The organism is Stenotrophomonas sp. OVS01A (genome assembly GCF_019969775.1).
GTDB classification, from domain to species: domain Bacteria; phylum Pseudomonadota; class Gammaproteobacteria; order Xanthomonadales; family Xanthomonadaceae; genus Stenotrophomonas; species Stenotrophomonas indicatrix.
The window spans coordinates 77,715-96,212 of sequence record NZ_JAHXYV010000006.1; the positions used below are offsets into that span (position 1 = coordinate 77,715).

Below are 18,498 nucleotides of genomic sequence, written 5' to 3' on the forward strand. Positions count from 1 at the left end.
GCCACCACCCCCACGGAGTCCTGCCATGAAGATCGCCCTCGTCGGTGCCACCGGCAACATCGGCCGCCAGATCGCCCGCCACGCGCTGGCCAACGGCCATCAACTGACCGTCATCGTGCGCAGCGCGCAGGACCTGCCGGCCGAGCTGGCCGGCGCCCATCCGGTCATCGCCTCGCTGGATGACCAGGACGCCCTGGTCGCCGCCATCACCGGCCACGATGTGCTGGCCAGCGCCTACGGCCCGCGCCCGGGCGACGACATCGGTCGCGTCGGCGAGGTTGCCGCACAGCTGGCCAACGCCGCCCGCAAGGCCAACGTGCCGCGCCTGGTCGTGGTCGGTGGCGCCGGCAGCCTGGAAGTCGCCCCCGGCGTGCAGCTGGTCGACACCCCCACCTTCCCGGAGGCCTACAAGCCCTACGCGCTTGCCCACCGTGAAGCGTTCAACCGCCTGCAGGCGGTGGATGACCTGGACTGGACCTTCTTCTCGCCGGCCGCCGAAATCGGCCCAGGTGAAGAGCGTGGGCAGTACCGCGTGCAGCCCAAGGCCTTCCTCGCCGATGCCAGCGGCCACAGCCGCATCAGCTACGCCGACTACGGCGCCGCGTTCGTCGCCGAACTGGAAGCGCACAAGCACCCCAGGCAGATCATCACGGCGGCGTACTGATCACGCACTCGCCGGCCTGACCGCCCGCCGGGCATGGCCCGGCGCTACCCACCTGTAAAGCCGAAGGCAACGGCAGGAGCCGTTGCCAACGTCGCTTGCGACGGCCCGTAGGGGGCCGGGCAAGGACGCCCGGCATAGCCAACGCTCGGCTCGACACTCCAAGGACACCTCCCATGCGTACTGCTGCCCTGCTGCTTCCTCTCGCGCTGGCTGCCAGCTTCACCAGCGCCCCGCTGCTGGCCGCACCGGCCGCGCCTGCACCCGCCAGCGCTGCCAAATCCCAGCTGCGCCTGCAGACCTTCCATCCCGGACCGCAGGCAATGTTCTCGGTGTCCTCGGTGCTGATCGAAGGGCGCAACGACGCGATCCTGGTCAACGCGCAGTTTGCTGCCGGCGATGCACGCCGGCTGGTCGAGCAGATCCGTGCCAGCGGCAAGCGGCTGACCACCATCTACATCAGCCATGGCGATCCGGACTATTACTTCGGCCTGGCCACCGTGCAGGATGCGTTCCCGCAGGCGCGCATCGTCGCCACCGCGCAGACCGTGGCGCACATCCGTGAGTCCCAGGCCGGCAAGCTGGCGTACTGGGGGCCGAAGATGGGCGCCGACGCTCCCGCACGCATCGTGGTGCCCGCGGTGCTGGAAGGCGATGCACTGCAGCTGGAAGGCCAGCGCCTGCCGTTGATCGGCCTGGATGGCCCGACGCCGGACCGCAGCGTGCTGTGGGTGCCGTCGCTGCGCGCGATCGTCGGTGGCATTCCGGTGGTGGCCGGCGAGCACGTGTGGATGGCCGATACGCAGACGCCGCAGTCGCATGCCGATTGGCTGCGCACGCTGCAGCAGCTGCAGGCGCTGAAGCCGAAGGTGGTGGTGCCCGGCCATTACGCGGAGGGAGCGGCACTGGATGCCAGTGCGTTGCGCTTCACCGCGGATTACATCCGTGCCTTCGATGTTGAAACCGCCAAGGCCAAGGACAGCGCTGCGTTGGTGAAGGCGATGCAGGCGCGCTATCCGCAGCTGGCGGGCGTGGCGTCGCTGGAGTTGAGTGCGAAGGTGGCCAAGGGCGAGATGCAGTGGCTGTAAGGTAAGGGGTTCTTTTGCAGGGCTGCGCCCTGCAACCGCAGAGGCAACTGCAACAGCAGAAGCAACAGCAGAAGCTGGTTTTCTGAGGGTTAGCGGGGTGGGTCCGGTTGCGGGGGACGCCGTAAACCCCCAGACCGGCCCAGCCGCTGGCGGCTGTGCGTTCGGGCGCTTGCGAAGCAGTGCTTCGCAAGCAAAGCGCCCTCACCCTTGGGGGCTTGGCCGCGGCATCCATGCCGCGGACACCCCCGCAACCGGACCCACCCCGCCTTCGACAGCTTCCCGCTGCTGTTGGTGGGTGCTGACCGTTGGTCGGCACGCGGCTGTTGGTAGGTGTCGACCTTGGTCGACACATGTATCAGGTCCGTGGGGAGTCGTTCGTTGTGTGCTCGAACAGTTCGCCCTGCACCACGGCTTCCTTTTCGCGGAAGCCGCCGAGGCCGACGCCGACCAGCCGATAGCGGGTGTCGGCGGGTAGATCTACGCGGGCGCGCAATGAAAGTGCGATGTCGCGCAGTTCTTCCATCGACTCGGGCGGGCGTTCCGGGGTGAAGCTGCGGGTGAGGATGCGGAACTGCGCGGTCTTCAGTTTCAGTACCACGGTGTGGCCGATGCGTTCGGTCTTGCGCGTGGCCTGCCAGGTCTTCCCGGCCAGCTGCACGATCGCCTCGCTCAGGTCTTCCAGCAGCAGGTCCTCGGCGAAGGTGTCCTCCGAAGAGATCGACTGCACCTGCTGGTCAGGCTCCACCGGCCGCTCGTCGACACCACGTGCGCGGTTGTACAGGCTGCGGCCGAAGCTGCCGAAGGCGTCTTCCAGGTCCGGCAGCGTCCATTGCCGCAGGTCGCCGCAGGTGACGATGCCGCGCGCCGCCAGCTTGCCTTCCATCACCTTGCCCACGCCGGGCACGCGGTTCACCGGCAGCGGCAGCAGGAATGCGTCCACCCGCTGTGGCGGAATCACGAACTGGCCGTCGGGCTTGCGCCAGTCCGAGGCGATCTTGGCCAGGAACTTGTTCGGCGCGATCCCGGCTGAAGCGGTCAGGTTGGTTTCCTCGCGGATCTGCGCGCGGATGGTGCGGGCGATGTCGGTGGCCAGTTCGATGCCACTCTTCGCCTCGGTCACGTCCAGGTAGGCCTCGTCCAAGGACAGCGGCTCGACCAGGTCGGTATGGCGCAGGAAGATCTCGCGCACGTGGCGCGATACCGCCTTGTAACGCGCGAAGTCCGGCGGCACGAAGATCGCGTCCGGGCACAGGCGTTCGGCGCGCAGCGCCGGCATCGCCGAACGCACGCCGAACACGCGCGCCTCGTACGAAGCGGCACACACCACTGAACGCGCACCACGCCATGCCACCACCACCGGCTTGCCGCGCAGTGACGGATCGTCACGCTGCTCCACCGACGCGTAGAAGGCGTCCATGTCGACGTGGATGATCTTGCGCAGTGCGTTCATGGTTGGCCCACATGATACCTGCACCGTACCGGTCCAGACGCCGAAGTATGGTCGTTGTGCATCAACGGGATGCGTGGTTTCAGCTGAAAACACTACGCACGCGTACGGAGACGCGGTTTGATATCCGCCTGATCCGTCGTGCATCCTCGGGAATTCGTTGCCTTGTTTTCGCTTCCAGGATTGCGCTTTCCATGACTCGTCTCCACGCGTTCAACCGCGACCAGCTGCTGGCCAGCGCACGCGGTGAACTGTTCGGCGCTGCCGCCGGCCGGTTGCCCAACGACCCGATGCTGATGTTCGACCGCATCACCGAAATCCGCGAGGACGGCGGACCGCATGGCAAGGGCATGGTACGCGCCGAACTGGATATCCGCCCGGACCTGTGGTTCTTCGGCTGCCACTTCATCGGCGACCCGGTGATGCCCGGCTGCCTGGGCCTGGATGCCATGTGGCAGCTGACTGGCTTCTTCCTGACCTGGCTGGGTGCCCCCGGCAAGGGCCGCGCCCTGGGCTGCGGCGAAGTGAAGTTCACCGGCCAGGTGCTGCCTGATGCCAAGCTGGTGCGCTACGAGATCGACATCAGCCGCGTCATCAACCGCAAGCTGGTGATGGCCCAGTCCGACGCACGCATGTACGTGGACGACCGCGAGATCTACAACGCCCGCGACCTGCGCGTGGGCCTGTTCACCGAAACCGGGAGCTTCTGATGCGTCGCGTCGTCATCACCGGCATGGGCATCACGTCCTGCCTCGGCAATGATCTGGATACCGTTTCGGCCGCCCTGCGTGAAAGCCGCGCCGGCATCACCGCGCTGGCCGACCACGCCGAAGCCGGCCTGCGCAGCCAGGTCGGCGGTCGCGTCGACCTCGACCTGGATGCGCTGATCGACCGCAAGCAGAAGCGCTTCATGAGCGATGCCGCTGCCTTCGCCTACCTGGCGATGGCCGATGCCATCACCGATGCGGGCCTGACCCCGGAACAGGTCAGCGGCCTGCGCACCGGCCTGATCGCCGGTTCCGGCGGTGGCTCCAGCGAATGGCAGGTGGGTGCGGTGGATCTGCTGCGCAGCCGTGGCGTGCGCAAAGTGGGTCCGTACATGGTGCCGCGCACGATGTGCTCGACCGTGTCGGCCTGCCTGGCCACCGCATTCCAGATCAAGGGCGTCAGCTACTCGCTGTCGGCCGCATGCGCGACCTCGGCGCACTGCATCGGTGCGGCTGCCGACCTCATCCGCCACGGCGCGCAGGACATCATGTTCGCCGGCGGCGGTGAAGACCTGCACTGGTCGATGAGCGTGATGTTCGATGCGATGGGCGCACTGTCCACCAGCTTCAACGACACCCCCGCCAGCGCCTCGCGCCCGTATGACAAGGACCGCGATGGCTTCGTCATCGCCGGCGGTGGCGGCATGCTGGTGCTGGAGGACTACGAACACGCGGTGGCACGTGGCGCGCACATCCATGCCGAGCTGATCGGCTATGGCGTGACCTCCGATGGCGCCGACATGGTCGCGCCGTCCGGCGAAGGCGCCGTGCGCTGCATGAAGATGGCGCTGCAGAACGTGGACCGTCCGCTGGATTACCTCAACACCCACGGCACCTCGACCCCGCTGGGCGATGTGACCGAGCTGGGTGCGATCCGCGAGGTGTTCGGCGATGCGATTCCGCCGCTGTCCTCGACCAAGGCGCTGTCGGGCCATTCGCTGGGCGCCGCCAGCGTGCATGAAGCGATCTACTGCCTGCTGATGATGCGCGACGGCTTCGTGGCCGGCTCGGCCAACATCGGCGAGCTGGACCCGAGGGTGGAAGGCTTCCCGATCCTGCGCGAAAGCCGCGAGCAGAAGCTGGATACGGTGATGTCCAACAGCTTCGGCTTCGGTGGCACCAACGCGGCGCTGGTGTTCGGCAGAGTGTGATCTGAAAGCGTGCCAACCAAGGTTGGCACCTACCAGAGCGGTAGCGCCGGACCATGCCCGGCGAGAACGGTGAAGCGTGCCGACCAACGGTCGGCACCCACCAGCTTCAAGGTGGCACCACCGGGTTCAAGGTGGCACCACCGGGTTCAAGGTTGGCACCTGCCAGGGCGGTAGCGCCGGGCCATGCCCGGCGAGAGCGGTGAAGCGTGCCGACCAACGGTCGGCACCCACCGGGTTCAAGGTGGCACCTACCAGAGCGGTAGCGCCGGGCCATGCCCGGCGAGAGCGGTGAAGCGTGCCGGCCAACGGTCGGCACCCACCAGGTTCAAGGTGGCACCACCAGGTTCAAGGTGGCACCTACCAAGGCGGTAGCGCCGGGCCATGCCCGGCGAGAACGGTGAAGCGTGCCGACCAGCGGTCGGCACCCACCATCCCCCACCGTTACTTCGGCAGTAGCGGCAGCAGCAAGGCGTGCGCGTCCACCAGCGAGCCGACGATGCGGTGGCCGAGCGCGCGCAGTTCTTCATCGGGATGCACCAGGTCCGGTACCTGGATCACGGTCATGCCGGCGGCCAGCGCGGCACGGGTTCCCGCCGGCGAATCCTCCAGCGCCAGGCAACGTTCCGGCGCCTGTCCCAGCCGCTGCGCGGCCAGCAGGTAGATGTCCGGCGCCGGCTTCGGCCGCGCCACATCGCCACTGGTGATCACCGCATCGAAGTATGGCAGCAGCCCGGCTGCAGCCAGCTTGCGGCTGGCCCGCGGCTGCCGCGTAGTGGTCGCCACCGCGCGCGGCACCGCGTGCGCCTTCAACAACTCCAGCAGTTCCAGGATGCCCGGCCGCAGCGGCAGCCCGGTCTGCGTGCGCTCCTCGTACAGATCATGGCAACGCGCGGCCATGGCCTCGATCATGCTGTCTTCGATGCCCTGCTGGCGCAGCAGCGCCTGGCTGTCGCGGTCGCCAAGGCCGACCATGCGCACGAAGAAGCTGGCATCCAGGGGCAGGCCGAATTCCTCCGCCGCCTCGCTCCAGCATGCAAGCGACACACGCTCGCTGTCGATCATCAGGCCGTCCATGTCGAAGATGACGGCGTCGGGCAGGAACGGCAGCGCAGCGATGGAAGTCATGGAGCGAACAACGTATCCAGATCGGTGGAGGTCAGCAGCCGCCATTGCCCTTCGGCCAGTCCCTGCAGGTCCAGGCCACCAACACGGCTGCGATGCAGTGCCTGCACATGGTTGCCTGCGGCAGCGAACATGCGGCGTACCTGATGGTAGCGGCCTTCGTGCAGTACCAGGCTCGCCTTGCGCGGCCCGAGCACCTGCAGTTCAGCCGGCAGCAGGGGCGTCTTCTCCGCTTCCAGCATCAGCGTGCCGCTGGCAAACAGCGCCACCTCGTCACCACGCAGGTCTTCGGCCAGCTCCACTTCGTAGACCTTGGGCAGCTTCGACTTCGGCGAAATGATCCGATGCAGCAGGTTGCCGTCGTCGGTCAGCAGCAACAGGCCGCTGGTCTCACGGTCCAGACGGCCGACGGTGGACAGCACCGGGTCGCGGTCGCGGAAGCGCGGCGGCAGCAGGTCGTAGATCAGGCGGCCCTTGTCCTTGGTCGAACAGGTGTAGCCGGCCGGCTTGTACATCGCCAGCGACAGGCCCACCGGCGGGTCCAGTGGCTCGCCGTCCACCCGCACCGCTTCATGCGCCACCTGGTCGTCGGCGTAGAGCACCTCGCCGTCGGCGTCGGTAACGCGGCCTTCGCGGAACATCCACTGCACCTGCTTGCGGCTGCCGTAGCCGAGGTTGGCGATGTGCTTGACCAGCTTCACCGGCCCTTCCCCTTGCCCTTCACCGCTTCGACCAGCTTGAAGCCATCGCGCTCGGCAACCACGCGCACCGCGCCGAAGCTCTCGTTGAGCGTGTACTCGTAGGGCAGGTGGCGGTTGGCCACCACGTACAGGCGCCCACCCGGGCGCAGCGCCTGCGCGGCCACGGCGATGAAGCGCTGGCCGATGTCCGGGCGATCCGCACGCGAGGGCGTGTGGAACGGCGGGTTGCTGATGATGACGTCGTAGTCCGGCTCGATACCGGCGGTGACGTCGCGCCACAGGAAGCGCAGCGGCACGGGACGCGGTGGCGGCGCCAGATTGAGTTCGGCCAGGTCCAGCGCGCGCTTCTCGGCCTCGTACAGGTCCAGCGCGGTGATCTTCGGGCAGCGCTCCAGCAGTTCACGCGACAGGTAGCCGTAACCGGCACCGAGGTCAGCTGCACGCCCGGCCAGGTCGGCCGGCAGATGCTCGGCCAGCAGGGCCGACGCCGGGTCGATGCGGTCCCAGGCGAACACGCCCGGACGGCTGAGGAAACGGCCGCCGACGATCGGCCGCACCGCGTCCAGCGCGCCCCAGCGCTTGGCTACGTCCACATCGTGCTGGCCCTGCAGCGGAGCGGTCCAGAACACGCGGCAGTGGTTCTTGGTCAGGCTGCCGCCGAGGCCGGCCAGCTGCTTGAGGTCGCCTTCGCCGGAGCGGGCACCTTCGTTGTTGTGCTGGCAGGCCACGATGCGGCCACCCTCGGCGACCAGCGCCAGGGCGCGGGCGAACAGCGCGCGGGCTTCCTCGCGCTGGCGCGGCGGCAGCACCAGCACCAGCGGGTAACGGCCGCGGCCGGCAACATCATCCAGCTGCCCGCTGACGGTCCAGCCAGCGGCCTGCTGCAGCGGCTGCGCGAACGGGGCGAAGCTCTGCTCGCAGTCGACCTCGCGGCCGCCGGCCTGCTCGCGCAGTGGCCAGCCGTCACGGGCGCGCAGGAAGGCCACCGGACCCTCCGGCCAGCGCAGGGCGCCGCTGGAGAACGGCAGGAACAGGGTCTGCAGGGGGGCGTCGTCGCTGGATGCCATCGGCGCGGGTACTGGAAGCGTGAGGGCCGTCCATTGTACCGGCTTGTCCGCCCCGGCCCGGCCCCGGCCACCGCTTTGCGAAACTTCAACGTTGCCTTGATGCCGCAGCAACATGCCAGCGTTCAGGGTAGAAGCTCCCCCGCAACCCCTGGAGATCCTGCATGCGTGCCTTGTTCGTCGGAGGTGTTGTCGACAACAGTGAAATGGACCTGGAAGGCAGCCATCCCCCCGTGCATTACCCGGAGGACACCGGCGGCGGCCATTCCCGCTACCGCCTGCACCAGGTTGGCCACGGCGCCGATGGCAGCGTGGCCTACGCCGTCTATGGCGCGCCGGATCTGGCAGACGATGAAGTGACCCGGGTAGCCGAGGAGCGCGCGTATGCGCGCAGGTTCGAAGCGACGGCAACGCTGTTCGAACATTGACCATCGCAGCCACGCATGGCGTGGCTCTACTGTTCGAATGATCATCGCAGCCACGCATGGCGTGGCTCTACGCCTGTTCGAACGTTGACCATCGCAGCCACGCATGGCGTGGCTCTACAGTAGATCCACGCCATGCGTGGATGCAGCCATCTGCAGTTGCCGTCAGAGCCTCGGCGGCAACCTGCGGATGCTGGCGATTTCATCCAGCCACACGTGATGCTGCTGCACCGGCGCATCAAGATCGTCCAGCCGCAGCTGGCCATTGCTGCCTTCGTCGCCGGCGTCGTTGCGGTACTGCTGCAGCGTCGGCTGCACCGCAACCGTGCCCAGCAGGCGTCGACCATCGTGCAGGGTCAGCTGCACCTCGGTTTCCCCCTGCAACTGCGGCAACAGGGCTTCCAGGCGCGCGATCTGCGCGGAATCAGTATGGATACGGGGAGCAATACGGGACATCGGCGACCTCCTGAACTGCAGGGTCGCCGATCGTCCGTGAATGCTCAGTGCAGCAGGCTGTCCCCGCGCGTGGCCTGCACGCGCCGCACCACACCCACCAGCTGGGCCACCGAATACGGCTTGGCCACATGCTCCTGGAAGCCCGAGGCCAACGCACGGCGACGGTCATCGGCACGCGCCAGCGCAGTCACCGCTACCGCCGGCAGCGCTGCCGCGTCTACGCCCAGGTCCTGCCGCAACGTGCTTACCAGGCCATAGCCATCCATGCCCGGCATGCCGATGTCGGTCAGCAGCACCTGGTACTGCAGGTGGCCATTGTCGGCCAGCAGCGCCAGCGCCTCGCCCGCCGAACTGGCGGCGGACACGCTCGCGCCCTGCTCTTCCAGCATGCGCCGCAGGTACTCCAGCACTTCAGGCTGGTCTTCCACCGCCAGCACATGGAGGCCGCGCAGCGGGTACGGCTCGACCACCATCGGTTCCAGGATAGGACCGCTGACGACCTCACGCAGCGGACGCCGTTCGGCATCGGGCAGATGCTGCGGCAGGCGCACGGTGAAGGTGGAGCCGTGACCGTGGCCATCGCTGGCCGCGCTGACCGAACCGCCGTGCAGCTCGACCAGCTGCTGCACGATGGCCAGGCCCAGGCCCAGACCGCCATGGCGGCGGGTGGTGGTGCCGTCGGCCTGGCGGAAGCGGCTGAACAGATGGTTCAGGAACTCCGGCGCGATGCCGTCGCCGGTATCGCGCACGGTGATCGTCCAATAGTTGCCATCGGCCTGCAGCTGCACGTCGATGCGGCCTTCGGCCGGGGTGAACTTGATCGCGTTGGACAACAGGTTCCAGAACACCTGCTGCAGCCGGGTGGCATCGCCCAGCACCTGGCAGGGCTGTGCCGGCAGCTGCAGGGTGACGTCCAGCGCCTTGCCCTCGGCCACCAGCTCCTGTGCGCCCATCGCTTCGTTCAACTGGTCGCGCAGGTCCAGCACTTCCACTTCCAGCTGCACCTTGCCCAGCAGCATGCTGCTGAGGTCGAGCATGTCCGAGATCAACCGCTTCTGCGCGGTCGCGCTGTTGGCGATCACGCCCAGGCCCTTGTACAGCGGGCTGGTGGAATCCACGCGCTGCAGCAGCAGTTCACTCCAGCCCAGGATCGTGGTCAGCGGTGTGCGCAGCTCGTGCGACAGCGTGGCCAGGAACTCATCCTTCAGCCGCGCCATGTTTTCGGCCGCACTGCGCGCGGCACGCTCGGACTGCAGCAGTTCCTCGCGCGCCAGTTCGATCTCGCGGCGCTCGGTGACATCCGGGCTGCTGCCGGCCAGGCCGATGAAACGGCCCATCCGCGAGAAGCGCGGACGTGCGTTCATTTCCAGCCAGCGCCACTGCCCATCGGCACGACGGGCACGCACCAACGCATGCATCGAACGCTGTGCCTTAAGCGCTTCCTGCAGTTCGTATTCGAACACCGACGCATCGTCGGGATGCACCAGGCCGCGCCAGACATCTTCGGGCACCCGGTTCTCGTCGCCGCCGAAGAACTCGCTGAAGGCACTGTTGACGAAGCGGGCGTGGCCGCGCTCGTCCAGTACCCACACCGGCATCGGCAGGCCATCGGCCAACGCACTGAAACGGGCCTCGCTCTCGCCCAGTTCCACTTCCATCTGCTTGCGCGCGGTCACGTCGAAGAACAGGATGCCGACCTTGTCCTCGCCCGGCTGGCCAACCCGAACGGCATCCACGGCGAACGTGCGCCCCAGAGCACGGGCATCCATTTCGAACTGGGCCGGTCGCCCGGTCCGCGCCACTTCGCCGTAGATCCGGAACCAGTCGCCTTCGTGATGGGGCTCCAGCGTGCTCATGCGCTTGCCACAGGCATCCTTCAGGCCGGTGTGGCGCTCGAAGGCATCGTTGACCTCGAGGAAGCGGTAGTCGATCGCCTCGTCGCCATCGAACAGCACCTGGATCACACAGAAACCTGCGTGGATGCGCTCAAGCACGCCATGGTGCAGGTCGGTTTCGGGCGTCGGCACCATCAAGGGTGAGCGCTCCACGAGGGGCGGCAGTGTGGACAAGGGCGTGGGAGGAAAAGACCGGATGGAGGTACAGCATCTTCCAGAGTGCGTATTCACAGCGTCAAGCGCCGTCAGTCAGGGTTGACGACCATGAATTGGCGGCAACTGTTGACGCATTTGACGCTACTGGCCATTGCTGCGGCCCGGCGGCGGGATCACACTCGATCCGAGATCATCATCCTCCCCGCTTCGGGGACGCAGGAGACTGCCATGAAAGGTTCGCTTTCAACCGCCCTGCTGCTGGCCGGCATGCTTGCCGTGGGCAGCGTGGCCGCCGCACCGCGGACGGTAACCGCGCCCGATGCGCCGCGCGCACTACAGGCCGATGGCCCGGTCAGCGTGCAATGGAATGATCCGGCGCAATTCACCGAGATCCGCCAGAGCACCAACCGCTTCGAGGCCGAACGCGGGGACTGGGTGCAGCAGCTGGCACGCTACGTGCAGACCAGCGCCGCCAAGCCCCTGCAGGCCGGGCAGACGCTGGAGGTGACCCTGGTGGACGTCAAGCGCGCAGGCGACTACGAGCCCTGGCACGGCCCGCGTGGCCGCGACATCCGGATCATGCGCGACATCTACCCGCCGCGGATCACCCTGCAATACACGCTGAAGGACGCCAGCGGGCGCATCATCGATGAAGGCGACGCCCGCCTGAGCGACAGCGGCTACCTGCACAACATCGGCCTGAAGAGCGATACCGATCCGCTGCGCTATGAAAAGCGCCTGATCGATGACTGGGTGAAGCGCCAGCTGACCTCACGCGTTACCGCTGCCCGGTAGGTGTCGACCTTGGTCGACACGCATTCGCAGCGCCGACCAGGGTCTGATCCGATCCGGTAGGTGTCGACCTTGGTCGACACGCATTCACAGCGCCGACCAGGGTCTGATCCGATCCGGTAGGTGTCGACCTTGGTCGACACGCATTCACAGCGCCGACCAAGGTCGGCAGCTACCAGAGCCGGTCAGTCCTGGTAGATGCGTGCCACGCGCTTGACGCCGCACGGCAGCTGGTAGGCACTGACACCGCAGCGCGGCGCCAGCTCGGACAGCGTCGGCGCCGTACCCCACAGTTCCACCACGCTGCCGACACCGGCCTGCGCATGCGCGGTCAGGTCCACGGTCAGCATGTCCATCGACACGCGGCCGATCAGCCCACCGGGTTGGCCATCGATCAGCACCGGCGTGCCATTGGGGGCGAACTGCGGATAACCATCGGCATAGCCCAGTGCGACCACGCCCACGCGTGTGCGCGCCTTGGCCACGAAGCGCGCACCGTAGCCGACCGGCTCGCCGGCTTCGATCCAGCGCTCGGCGAACACCTTGGACTGCATCGTCATCACCGGGCGCAGGCGCGCGGTGAGTTCACTGTTGTCCGGCAGCGGATTGGCGCCGTACAGCATCAGGCCCGGGCGCACCCAGTCACTGCGCACGTCCGGCCAGCCCAGCAGCGCCGGCGAATTGCAGATGCTGGTCTCGCCTTCAAGACCATCGATGGCCTCGACGAAGGTCGCGGCCTGCTCACGGGTACGCTCGCTGTCCAGTTCATCGGCGCGTGCCAGGTGGGTCATCATCACGATGCGCGCCACCTGCGGCAGTGCAGACAAACGCGCGTGCGCGGCGCGGAATCCGGGAACGTCCAGGCCCAGCCGGTGCATGCCGCTGTCCAGCTTCAGCCACACCGTCAGCGGCCGCGGGCTGTCGAACGCGACCAGCGCTTCCAGCTGCCACGGCGAACCGACCGAGAACCACAGGTCATGCTCGGCCACCAGCGCCATTTCGCTGGGCTCGAAGATGCCTTCCAGCAGCAGGATCGGCGCACGGATGCCGGCCTGGCGCAGTTCCAGCGCTTCTTCGATGGTGGCCACGCCAAAGCCGTCGGCCTCGCCTTCCAGTGCCTGCGCACAGCGCACCGCACCGTGGCCATAGGCATCGGCCTTGAGGATCGCCAGCGCTTTGCCACCGCCCAGTTCACGGGCCAGGCGATAGTTGCTGCGCAGTGCGCCCAGGTCGATCAGCGCGCGGGCAGGACGCATGTGCGGTTCTCATGTTGCGGGGCGTGGCGGTACTGGCCGTAGCGGAAGATATCCAGGCCTTCGGTGCTGATCTGCGGCTGGCGCGCGCTCATCAGGTCGGCCAGGTAGCGGCCCGAGCCGCAGGCCATGGTCCAACCCAACGTGCCGTGGCCGGTGTTGAGGAACAGGTTGCGGAACGGCGTGGCGCCGATCACCGGCGTGCCGTCCGGCGTGGCCGGGCGCAGGCCGGTCCAGAACTCGGCCTTGGCCAGGTCACCGCCCTTCGGGTACAGGTCGCGCACCACCAGCTCCAGCGTCTCGCGGCGGCGCGGCGACAGCGACAGGTCGAAACCGGCCACCTCGGCCATGCCACCGACGCGGATGCGGTTGTCGAAGCGGGTCACCGCCACCTTGTAGCTCTCATCGAGGATGGTCGAGGTGGGCGCCATCGCCGGGTCGGTGATCGGCAGGGTCAGCGAATAGCCCTTCAGCGGATACACCGGCAGGCGCATGCCCAGCGGCGCGACCAGTCCCGGCGAATAGCTGCCCAGTGCGACCACGAAGCGGTCCGCGGTTTCCAGCTTGCCGCCGATGCGCACGCCGGTGATGCGGTCGCCGTCGGATTCCACGCCGGTGATGTCCTGGTCGTAACGGAACTCGACCCCCGCTTCGGCCGCCATCTGCGCCAGGCGGCGGGTGAACAGCTGGCAATCGCCGGTCTGGTCGCGCGGCAGGCGCAGCGCACCCACCAGGCCATCGACGTGGGCCAACGCAGGCTCGGCCTTGATGATGCCGGCGCGATCCAGCACTTCGTACGGCACGCCGTACTGGGCCAGGATCTCGATGTCCTGCGCCGATGCATCCAGCTGCTGCTGGGTGCGGAACAGCTGGGTGGTGCCCAGGTCGCGCCCTTCGAAATCGATGCCGATCTGCGCACGCAGCTCGTTCAGGCAGTCGCGGCTGTACTCGGACATGCGCACCATGCGCGCCTTGTTGATCGCGTAGCGCTCGTGGGTGCAGTTGCGCAGCATCTGCCACAGCCAGCGGTACTGGGCCAGGTCCATGCCCGGCTTGATCGCCAGCGGTGCGTGCTTTTCGAACAGCCAGCCGATGGCCTTCTTCGGCACGCCCGGGGCAGCCCACGGCGAGGTGTAGCCGAATGACAGCTGGCCGGCATTGGCGAAGCTGGTTTCCAGCGCGGGACCGGGCTGGCGGTCGACGACCGTGACTTCAAACCCGGCCTGTCGCAGGTACCAGGCACTGGTGGTGCCGATCACGCCGCTGCCGAGGACTAGGACTCGCATGGGAATTCTCCAACCCGATCATTCCCTGCATTTGCGTGCGCAGGGGCCATAATCGGGGAAGTATATTCTTCCGTATCCAGATGATTTGCCTGATTTCAGCAATGCAGTCAGGATATTTCCCTGTGATTCACTCCCCGAACTTGACGCCCATGGCCACCCGTCCCCGCGAGCTGGACAAGATCGACCGCAAGATCCTGCGCATCCTGCAGGCCGAAGGCCGCATTTCCTTCACCGAGCTGGGCGAACGGGTCGGCCTGTCGACCACCCCGTGCACCGAGCGCGTGCGCCGGCTGGAGCGCGAAGCGGTGATCACCGGCTACCACGCGCACCTGGACCCCAGCGCGCTGAAAGCGAGCCTGCTGGTGTTCGTGGAGATCAGCCTGGCCTACAAATCCGGCGACATCTTCGAGGAATTCCGGCGTTCGGCGCTGAAGCTGCCCAACGTGCTGGAATGCCATCTGGTGTCGGGCGATTTTGATTACCTGCTGAAGGCACGGATCAGCGAGATGGCGTCCTATCGCAAGCTGCTCGGCAGCACCCTGCTGACCCTGCCACATGTGCGTGAGTCGAAGAGCTACATCGTGATGGAAGAGGTCAAGGAGACCTGGGCGCTGCCGATTCCGGATTGAACCGACTGGCGGCAGCGGGACCAGACCCCGCAACGCGGGCTCTGGCCCCTGGCTGCATCAGCGCTGCTGCGGGTTCTTCATGGAACCCTGTTGCGGATTCTTCTTCTGCTGCTCGTTCGGCTGCTGTTGCTGTTGCTGCTGGCGCTGCTGTTCCTGCGGTGTTTTGCCCTGCTGTTCCTTGCCGGGATGACGGTTCTGCTGGTTGGCCATGATCGTATTCCAAGGGGACGAGGGAAGCGCGACGACAGGTATGCCGGCGCAGGTCCACCGTGGTCCTGGGGCGGTTAATCGCAGGCGAAAAACGGGTGATGCGGGATGTGCAGGGCGGGGGCTGTTTTCCGGCGTTCATGTGGGTGGCGGGTTTCCTGCCAACGGCTGAGCCCCTTGTGGCTGCGCATGCTTCCAGCATTGCGGGTGAGGCCGGGCGGGTGGGCTGTGCAGGGGACGCCGTGAATCCCCAGACCGGCCCAGCCGCTAGCGGCTGTGCGTTCGGGCGCTTGCGAAGCAGTGCTTCGCAAGCAAAGCGCCCTCACCCCTGTAGGCTCGGGCGCGCCATCCATGGCGCTTGCGCCCCTGCACAGCCCACCCGCCCGGCCTTGGACAGGTTCATGCGGGCGCCAGCCACGGAAAAGAAAAAGAAAAAAAAAGAGCGACAGCGGGTCGCTGCGCTCTCTTTGGGTTGCGCGATTGGTTGCGGGCGCTGGGGTCAGCGCTTGATCTGCTGGCCGTCGCCGGTCGGTACGCTGTCGTAGTAGCGGCCGGTGCGCGAGTCGAACACGCGGTTGGGGCCGACCGGTTTGACGCCGGGAACGATGCGGCCGTTGCGGTCGTAGACCTTGTCCGGCAGCGCCGGTGCGGGCGTGGGGGTCACCTGGGCCGGGCCGGTCGATCGGATCGGCTGTGCCGGCTGCGGCGAGGGCAGCACCTGCGGCTGCGGGCGCGACGCCTGCGGTGGCGGGGCGACAGGCGGCGGTGCCACCGTCGAGCTGCTGCGGGTGGCGGTCGGACTGCCGGTGGGAACCTGCGCCTGGGCGAGCAGAGGCAACAGGGCCGACAGCAACAGGACTAGGCGGGGTTTCATCGCGCGCTCCAGGGTGGGCCACGCTTACCCTGCGCCTGCCCCTGTGTGCCGGCCATGAACGGCCATCACACTTGCAAGCGTGTGCCGACACCCCCACGTCTGCTGGCATCCCAGGCCACAACCCCACGGAGAGCCGGCATGAGCGCTTTCGATCTGACGCCCCCCACCGCCACGCAGACCGACGCCCTGGTCGCCGGGCTCAGCGCCGAGGAGCGCCGCGTGCTGCTGCAGCACGGCACCGAGGCGCCGTTCTGCGGGGTATTCCTCGACAACAAGCGCGAGGGCGTCTACTGCTGCCGCCTGTGCGCCCTGCCCTTGTTCCGCTCCAGCACCAAGTTCGATTCGGGCACCGGCTGGCCCAGTTTCTTCGCCCCGTTCGACCCGTCGCACGTGCGCGAGATCCGCGACACCAGCCACGGCATGGTCCGCACCGAGATCACCTGCGCCCGCTGTGGCAGCCATCTGGGCCACGTGTTCCCGGACGGTCCGCCGCCCACCTACGAGCGCCACTGCCTGAACTCGGTCTCACTTTCATTCACCGGCAACGGCGAGCCGTGGCCCGATCCGCTGCAGCGTGGCGGCGCGGAGGCCGGCGTGGCGGGCTGACACGCGCCGCAATGCCCCGCTGACCGACTTCACAGAATTCCCTCTTCAGAAACACCGGTGTCAGGCCGACAAGGAGATATCCCCCCTCCTTGCGTCGCGCCATGCTCATCATCGTTGGATTCCTGGTCGTCATCATCAGCGTGCTGGGCGGCTACCTCGGCGCACACGGCCGCCTTGGGGCGCTGTGGCAGCCCTACGAACTGGTCATCATCGGCGGTGCCGCGCTGGGTGCGTTCCTGGTCGGCACCCCGGCCAAGACGGTCAAGCAGACGCTGCAGGCCATGGTCGGCGTGTTCAAGGGCCCGCGCTACAAGCAGCAGGACTACATCGACGTCCTCAGCCTGGTCTACGAACTGCTCAACAAGGCCCGCCGTGAAGGCTTCATGGCGCTGGAAGACCATGTCGAGCGCCCGGCCGAGAGCGCGCTGTTCGGGAACTACCCGAAGGTGCAGGCCGACCACCACCTGATCGACTTCATCACCGACTGCCTGCGCCTGATGATCGGCAGCAACATCGAGCCGCATGAGCTGGAGCCGCTGCTGGAGCTGGAGCTGGAAAAGCACCACGCCGAAGCGATGGCGCCGTCGCAGGTGCTGACCAAGGTCGCCGACGGCCTGCCCGGTTTCGGCATCGTGGCGGCAGTGCTGGGCATCGTCATCACCATGGGCTCGATCGGCGGCGACATCGTCGAAGTGGGTGGCCATGTGGCCGGCGCGCTGGTCGGCACCTTCCTCGGCATCCTGCTGGGCTATGGCTTCGTCGGCCCGATGGCCTCGGCGATGGAAGCCCGTGCCGAGCAGGACAGCCGCATCTACGAGTCGGTGAAGACCGCCCTGCTGGCCTGCCTGCGCGGCTACAACCCGAAGATCGCGCTGGAGTTCGCCCGCAAGACGCTGCCGTCGAACGTGCGCCCGGCGTTCTCCGACTTCGAGCAGCACCTGAAGACGGTCAAGTAAGCCATGGCCGAGACCAAGCCCACCGTCATCGTCCGCCGGGTCAAGAAGGCCGGCCACGCTGCCCACCATGGCGGTTCGTGGAAGGTCGCCTATGCCGACTTCGTGACCGCGATGATGGCTTTCTTCCTGGTGCTGTGGCTGATGGCCAGCACCAGCAAGCCCGAGCGCGCAGCCATTTCCGAGTACTTCCGCAACCCCAGCCCGCTGGTCGGCTCCAGCGCGACGCCGGCGCCGGGCATGGCCGGGCCGGGCGGTGCCAGCACCTCGATGATCAAGCTCGGCGGCGCCACCGATGTTTCGCGCGGCAACAGCAACGATCCCTTCCAGAACCAGCAGAAGTCGATACCGCAGCCGGTGGACGAGCAGCAGCGCGACAAGCAGCAGCTGGAAGCGCTGATGAAGGAACTGCAGGAAGCGATCAGCCGCAGCCAGGCGCTGGAACCGTTCAAGGACCAGCTGCTGCTGGACCTGACCCCGGAAGGCCTGCGCATCCAGATCGTGGACAAGCAGAACCGGCCGATGTTCGACCTCGGCAGCGCCACCCTGAAGCCGTACACGCAGCAGATCCTGCACGAACTGGCCGAGTACCTGAACCACGTGCCGAACCGGATCAGCCTGACCGGCCACACCGACATCACCGCCTATTCGGCCGCGCGCGGTTACGGCAACTGGGAACTGAGCGCCGACCGCGCCAATGCCGCGCGCCGCGCGCTGATCGATGGCGGCCTGGAAGACAGCAAGATCACCCGCGTGGTCGGCCTGTCTTCGTCGGTGCTGTTTGACAAGGCCGATCCGCAGAACCCGATCAACCGCCGCATCAGCATCGTGGTGATGACCAAGGCCGCCGAGGAAGCTGCGCTGGCCGGCGCCGGGCCGCAGGTAGGCCTGTCGGCAACCACCGTGGACCCGGACGTGCAGGCCGCGCAGGGGTCAGGAAAGTAATCCGTGGGTGCGGACCCTGG

Annotated in this window: 20 protein-coding genes; 10 read left to right on the plus strand and 10 right to left on the minus strand. The window is 67.3% G+C overall.

Going from position 1 to position 18,498, the window contains the following annotated elements; genetic code table 11:
- The first annotated feature begins 25 nt into the window (after window positions 1–25).
- Together LC407_RS17515 and LC407_RS17520 are read left to right on the plus strand one after the other, a co-directional pair.
- Window positions 26–664, plus strand: a complete 639-nt coding sequence (locus LC407_RS17515; RefSeq protein ID WP_033830261.1) for an NAD(P)H-binding protein — start codon at window positions 26–28, stop codon at window positions 662–664.
- A gap of 173 nt (window positions 665–837) precedes the next feature.
- Entirely contained in the window at window positions 838–1,749 is a 912-nt protein-coding gene (locus tag LC407_RS17520) for an MBL fold metallo-hydrolase (protein ID WP_223483298.1), read from the plus strand.
- Window positions 1,750–2,104: 355 nt separating this feature from the next.
- Here the strand turns inward: LC407_RS17520 and dinB are convergent, their stop codons facing one another.
- Window positions 2,105–3,199 (minus strand): DNA polymerase IV, encoded by a 1,095-nt coding sequence (dinB, locus tag LC407_RS17525; protein WP_223483299.1) that lies wholly within the window; start codon window positions 3,197–3,199, stop codon window positions 2,105–2,107.
- A 191-nt stretch (window positions 3,200–3,390) separates the two neighbouring features.
- Here dinB and fabA point away from each other — a divergent pair, with 191 nt between their 5' ends.
- Both fabA and fabB read left to right on the plus strand, forming a co-directional pair.
- Window positions 3,391–3,906, plus strand: coding sequence for a 3-hydroxyacyl-[acyl-carrier-protein] dehydratase FabA (fabA, locus tag LC407_RS17530; RefSeq protein WP_025878420.1), 516 nt, complete (start codon window positions 3,391–3,393; stop codon window positions 3,904–3,906).
- Window positions 3,906–5,114, plus strand: coding sequence for a beta-ketoacyl-ACP synthase I (gene fabB / locus LC407_RS17535; protein ID WP_059065874.1), 1,209 nt, complete (start codon window positions 3,906–3,908; stop codon window positions 5,112–5,114). The genes fabA and fabB overlap by 1 nt, the downstream gene beginning before the upstream one ends.
- Window positions 5,115–5,555: 441 nt before the next feature.
- Here fabB and LC407_RS17540 read toward each other — a convergent pair whose 3' ends face one another.
- Genes LC407_RS17540 through LC407_RS17550 form a run of 3 tightly spaced genes read right to left on the minus strand, consistent with a single transcriptional unit; the run spans window position 5,556 to window position 8,004 of the window.
- Complete coding sequence (locus LC407_RS17540; protein WP_223483300.1) at window positions 5,556–6,239, minus strand: HAD family phosphatase; 684 nt, start codon at window positions 6,237–6,239, stop codon at window positions 5,556–5,558.
- The gene (locus tag LC407_RS17545) at window positions 6,236–6,937 is read right to left on the minus strand and encodes a pseudouridine synthase (protein WP_223483301.1); all 702 of its coding nucleotides are present in this window, start codon (window positions 6,935–6,937) and stop codon (window positions 6,236–6,238) included. The genes LC407_RS17540 and LC407_RS17545 overlap by 4 nt, the downstream gene beginning before the upstream one ends.
- Window positions 6,934–8,004 (minus strand): class I SAM-dependent methyltransferase, encoded by a 1,071-nt coding sequence (locus tag LC407_RS17550; RefSeq protein WP_025878416.1) that lies wholly within the window; start codon window positions 8,002–8,004, stop codon window positions 6,934–6,936. The genes LC407_RS17545 and LC407_RS17550 overlap by 4 nt, the downstream gene beginning before the upstream one ends.
- Window positions 8,005–8,165: 161 nt before the next feature.
- Between LC407_RS17550 and LC407_RS17555 the strand changes: the two genes are divergently transcribed.
- Complete coding sequence (locus LC407_RS17555; RefSeq protein WP_025878415.1) at window positions 8,166–8,429, plus strand: hypothetical protein; 264 nt, start codon at window positions 8,166–8,168, stop codon at window positions 8,427–8,429.
- A gap of 162 nt (window positions 8,430–8,591) precedes the next feature.
- On the opposite strand, the gene LC407_RS17560 is transcribed toward LC407_RS17555, so the two are convergent.
- Together LC407_RS17560 and LC407_RS17565 are read right to left on the minus strand one after the other, a co-directional pair.
- Entirely contained in the window at window positions 8,592–8,882 is a 291-nt protein-coding gene (locus LC407_RS17560) for a DUF3247 family protein (RefSeq protein WP_025878414.1), read from the minus strand.
- A gap of 44 nt (window positions 8,883–8,926) precedes the next feature.
- Entirely contained in the window at window positions 8,927–10,912 is a 1,986-nt protein-coding gene (locus LC407_RS17565; protein ID WP_223483302.1) for an ATP-binding protein, read from the minus strand.
- Between the two features lie 249 nt (window positions 10,913–11,161).
- On the opposite strand from LC407_RS17565, the gene LC407_RS17570 reads away from it, so the two are divergent.
- On the plus strand, window positions 11,162–11,728 hold the full coding sequence (locus LC407_RS17570; RefSeq protein WP_088101647.1) for a DUF3016 domain-containing protein: 567 nt from the start codon (window positions 11,162–11,164) through the stop codon (window positions 11,726–11,728).
- Window positions 11,729–11,910: 182 nt separating this feature from the next.
- On the opposite strand, the gene alr is transcribed toward LC407_RS17570, so the two are convergent.
- Window positions 11,911–12,981: an alanine racemase gene (gene alr / locus LC407_RS17575; RefSeq protein WP_099782682.1), complete on the minus strand. Its 1,071-nt coding sequence runs from the start codon at window positions 12,979–12,981 to the stop codon at window positions 11,911–11,913.
- Window positions 12,960–14,264, minus strand: a complete 1,305-nt coding sequence (locus tag LC407_RS17580; RefSeq protein ID WP_032976409.1) for a D-amino acid dehydrogenase — start codon at window positions 14,262–14,264, stop codon at window positions 12,960–12,962. The genes alr and LC407_RS17580 overlap by 22 nt, the downstream gene beginning before the upstream one ends.
- 149 nt (window positions 14,265–14,413) lie before the next feature.
- Here LC407_RS17580 and LC407_RS17585 point away from each other — a divergent pair, with 149 nt between their 5' ends.
- Complete coding sequence (locus tag LC407_RS17585) at window positions 14,414–14,893, plus strand: AsnC family transcriptional regulator (protein WP_025878409.1); 480 nt, start codon at window positions 14,414–14,416, stop codon at window positions 14,891–14,893.
- A gap of 57 nt (window positions 14,894–14,950) precedes the next feature.
- On the opposite strand, the gene LC407_RS17590 is transcribed toward LC407_RS17585, so the two are convergent.
- Window positions 14,951–15,103 carry a hypothetical protein gene (locus tag LC407_RS17590; protein WP_025878408.1) on the minus strand — a complete coding sequence of 51 codons (153 nt, stop codon included), beginning with the start codon at window positions 15,101–15,103 and terminating at the stop codon, window positions 14,951–14,953.
- Between the two features lie 496 nt (window positions 15,104–15,599).
- A complete protein-coding gene (locus LC407_RS17595) occupies window positions 15,600–15,974 on the minus strand; it encodes a hypothetical protein (protein ID WP_033830254.1) in 375 nt (124 codons plus the stop codon).
- 138 nt (window positions 15,975–16,112) lie between these two features.
- On the opposite strand from LC407_RS17595, the gene msrB reads away from it, so the two are divergent.
- The 3 genes from msrB to motB all read left to right on the plus strand — a co-directional run bounded on the left by msrB (window position 16,113) and on the right by motB (window position 18,478).
- Window positions 16,113–16,580, plus strand: coding sequence for a peptide-methionine (R)-S-oxide reductase MsrB (gene msrB, locus LC407_RS17600; RefSeq protein ID WP_025878406.1), 468 nt, complete (start codon window positions 16,113–16,115; stop codon window positions 16,578–16,580).
- 101 nt (window positions 16,581–16,681) lie between these two features.
- On the plus strand, window positions 16,682–17,536 hold the full coding sequence (motA, locus tag LC407_RS17605) for a flagellar motor stator protein MotA (RefSeq protein ID WP_012509934.1): 855 nt from the start codon (window positions 16,682–16,684) through the stop codon (window positions 17,534–17,536).
- A gap of 3 nt (window positions 17,537–17,539) precedes the next feature.
- A complete protein-coding gene (gene motB, locus LC407_RS17610; RefSeq protein WP_059065863.1) occupies window positions 17,540–18,478 on the plus strand; it encodes a flagellar motor protein MotB in 939 nt (312 codons plus the stop codon).
- The last annotated feature ends 20 nt before the right edge of the window (window positions 18,479–18,498 follow it).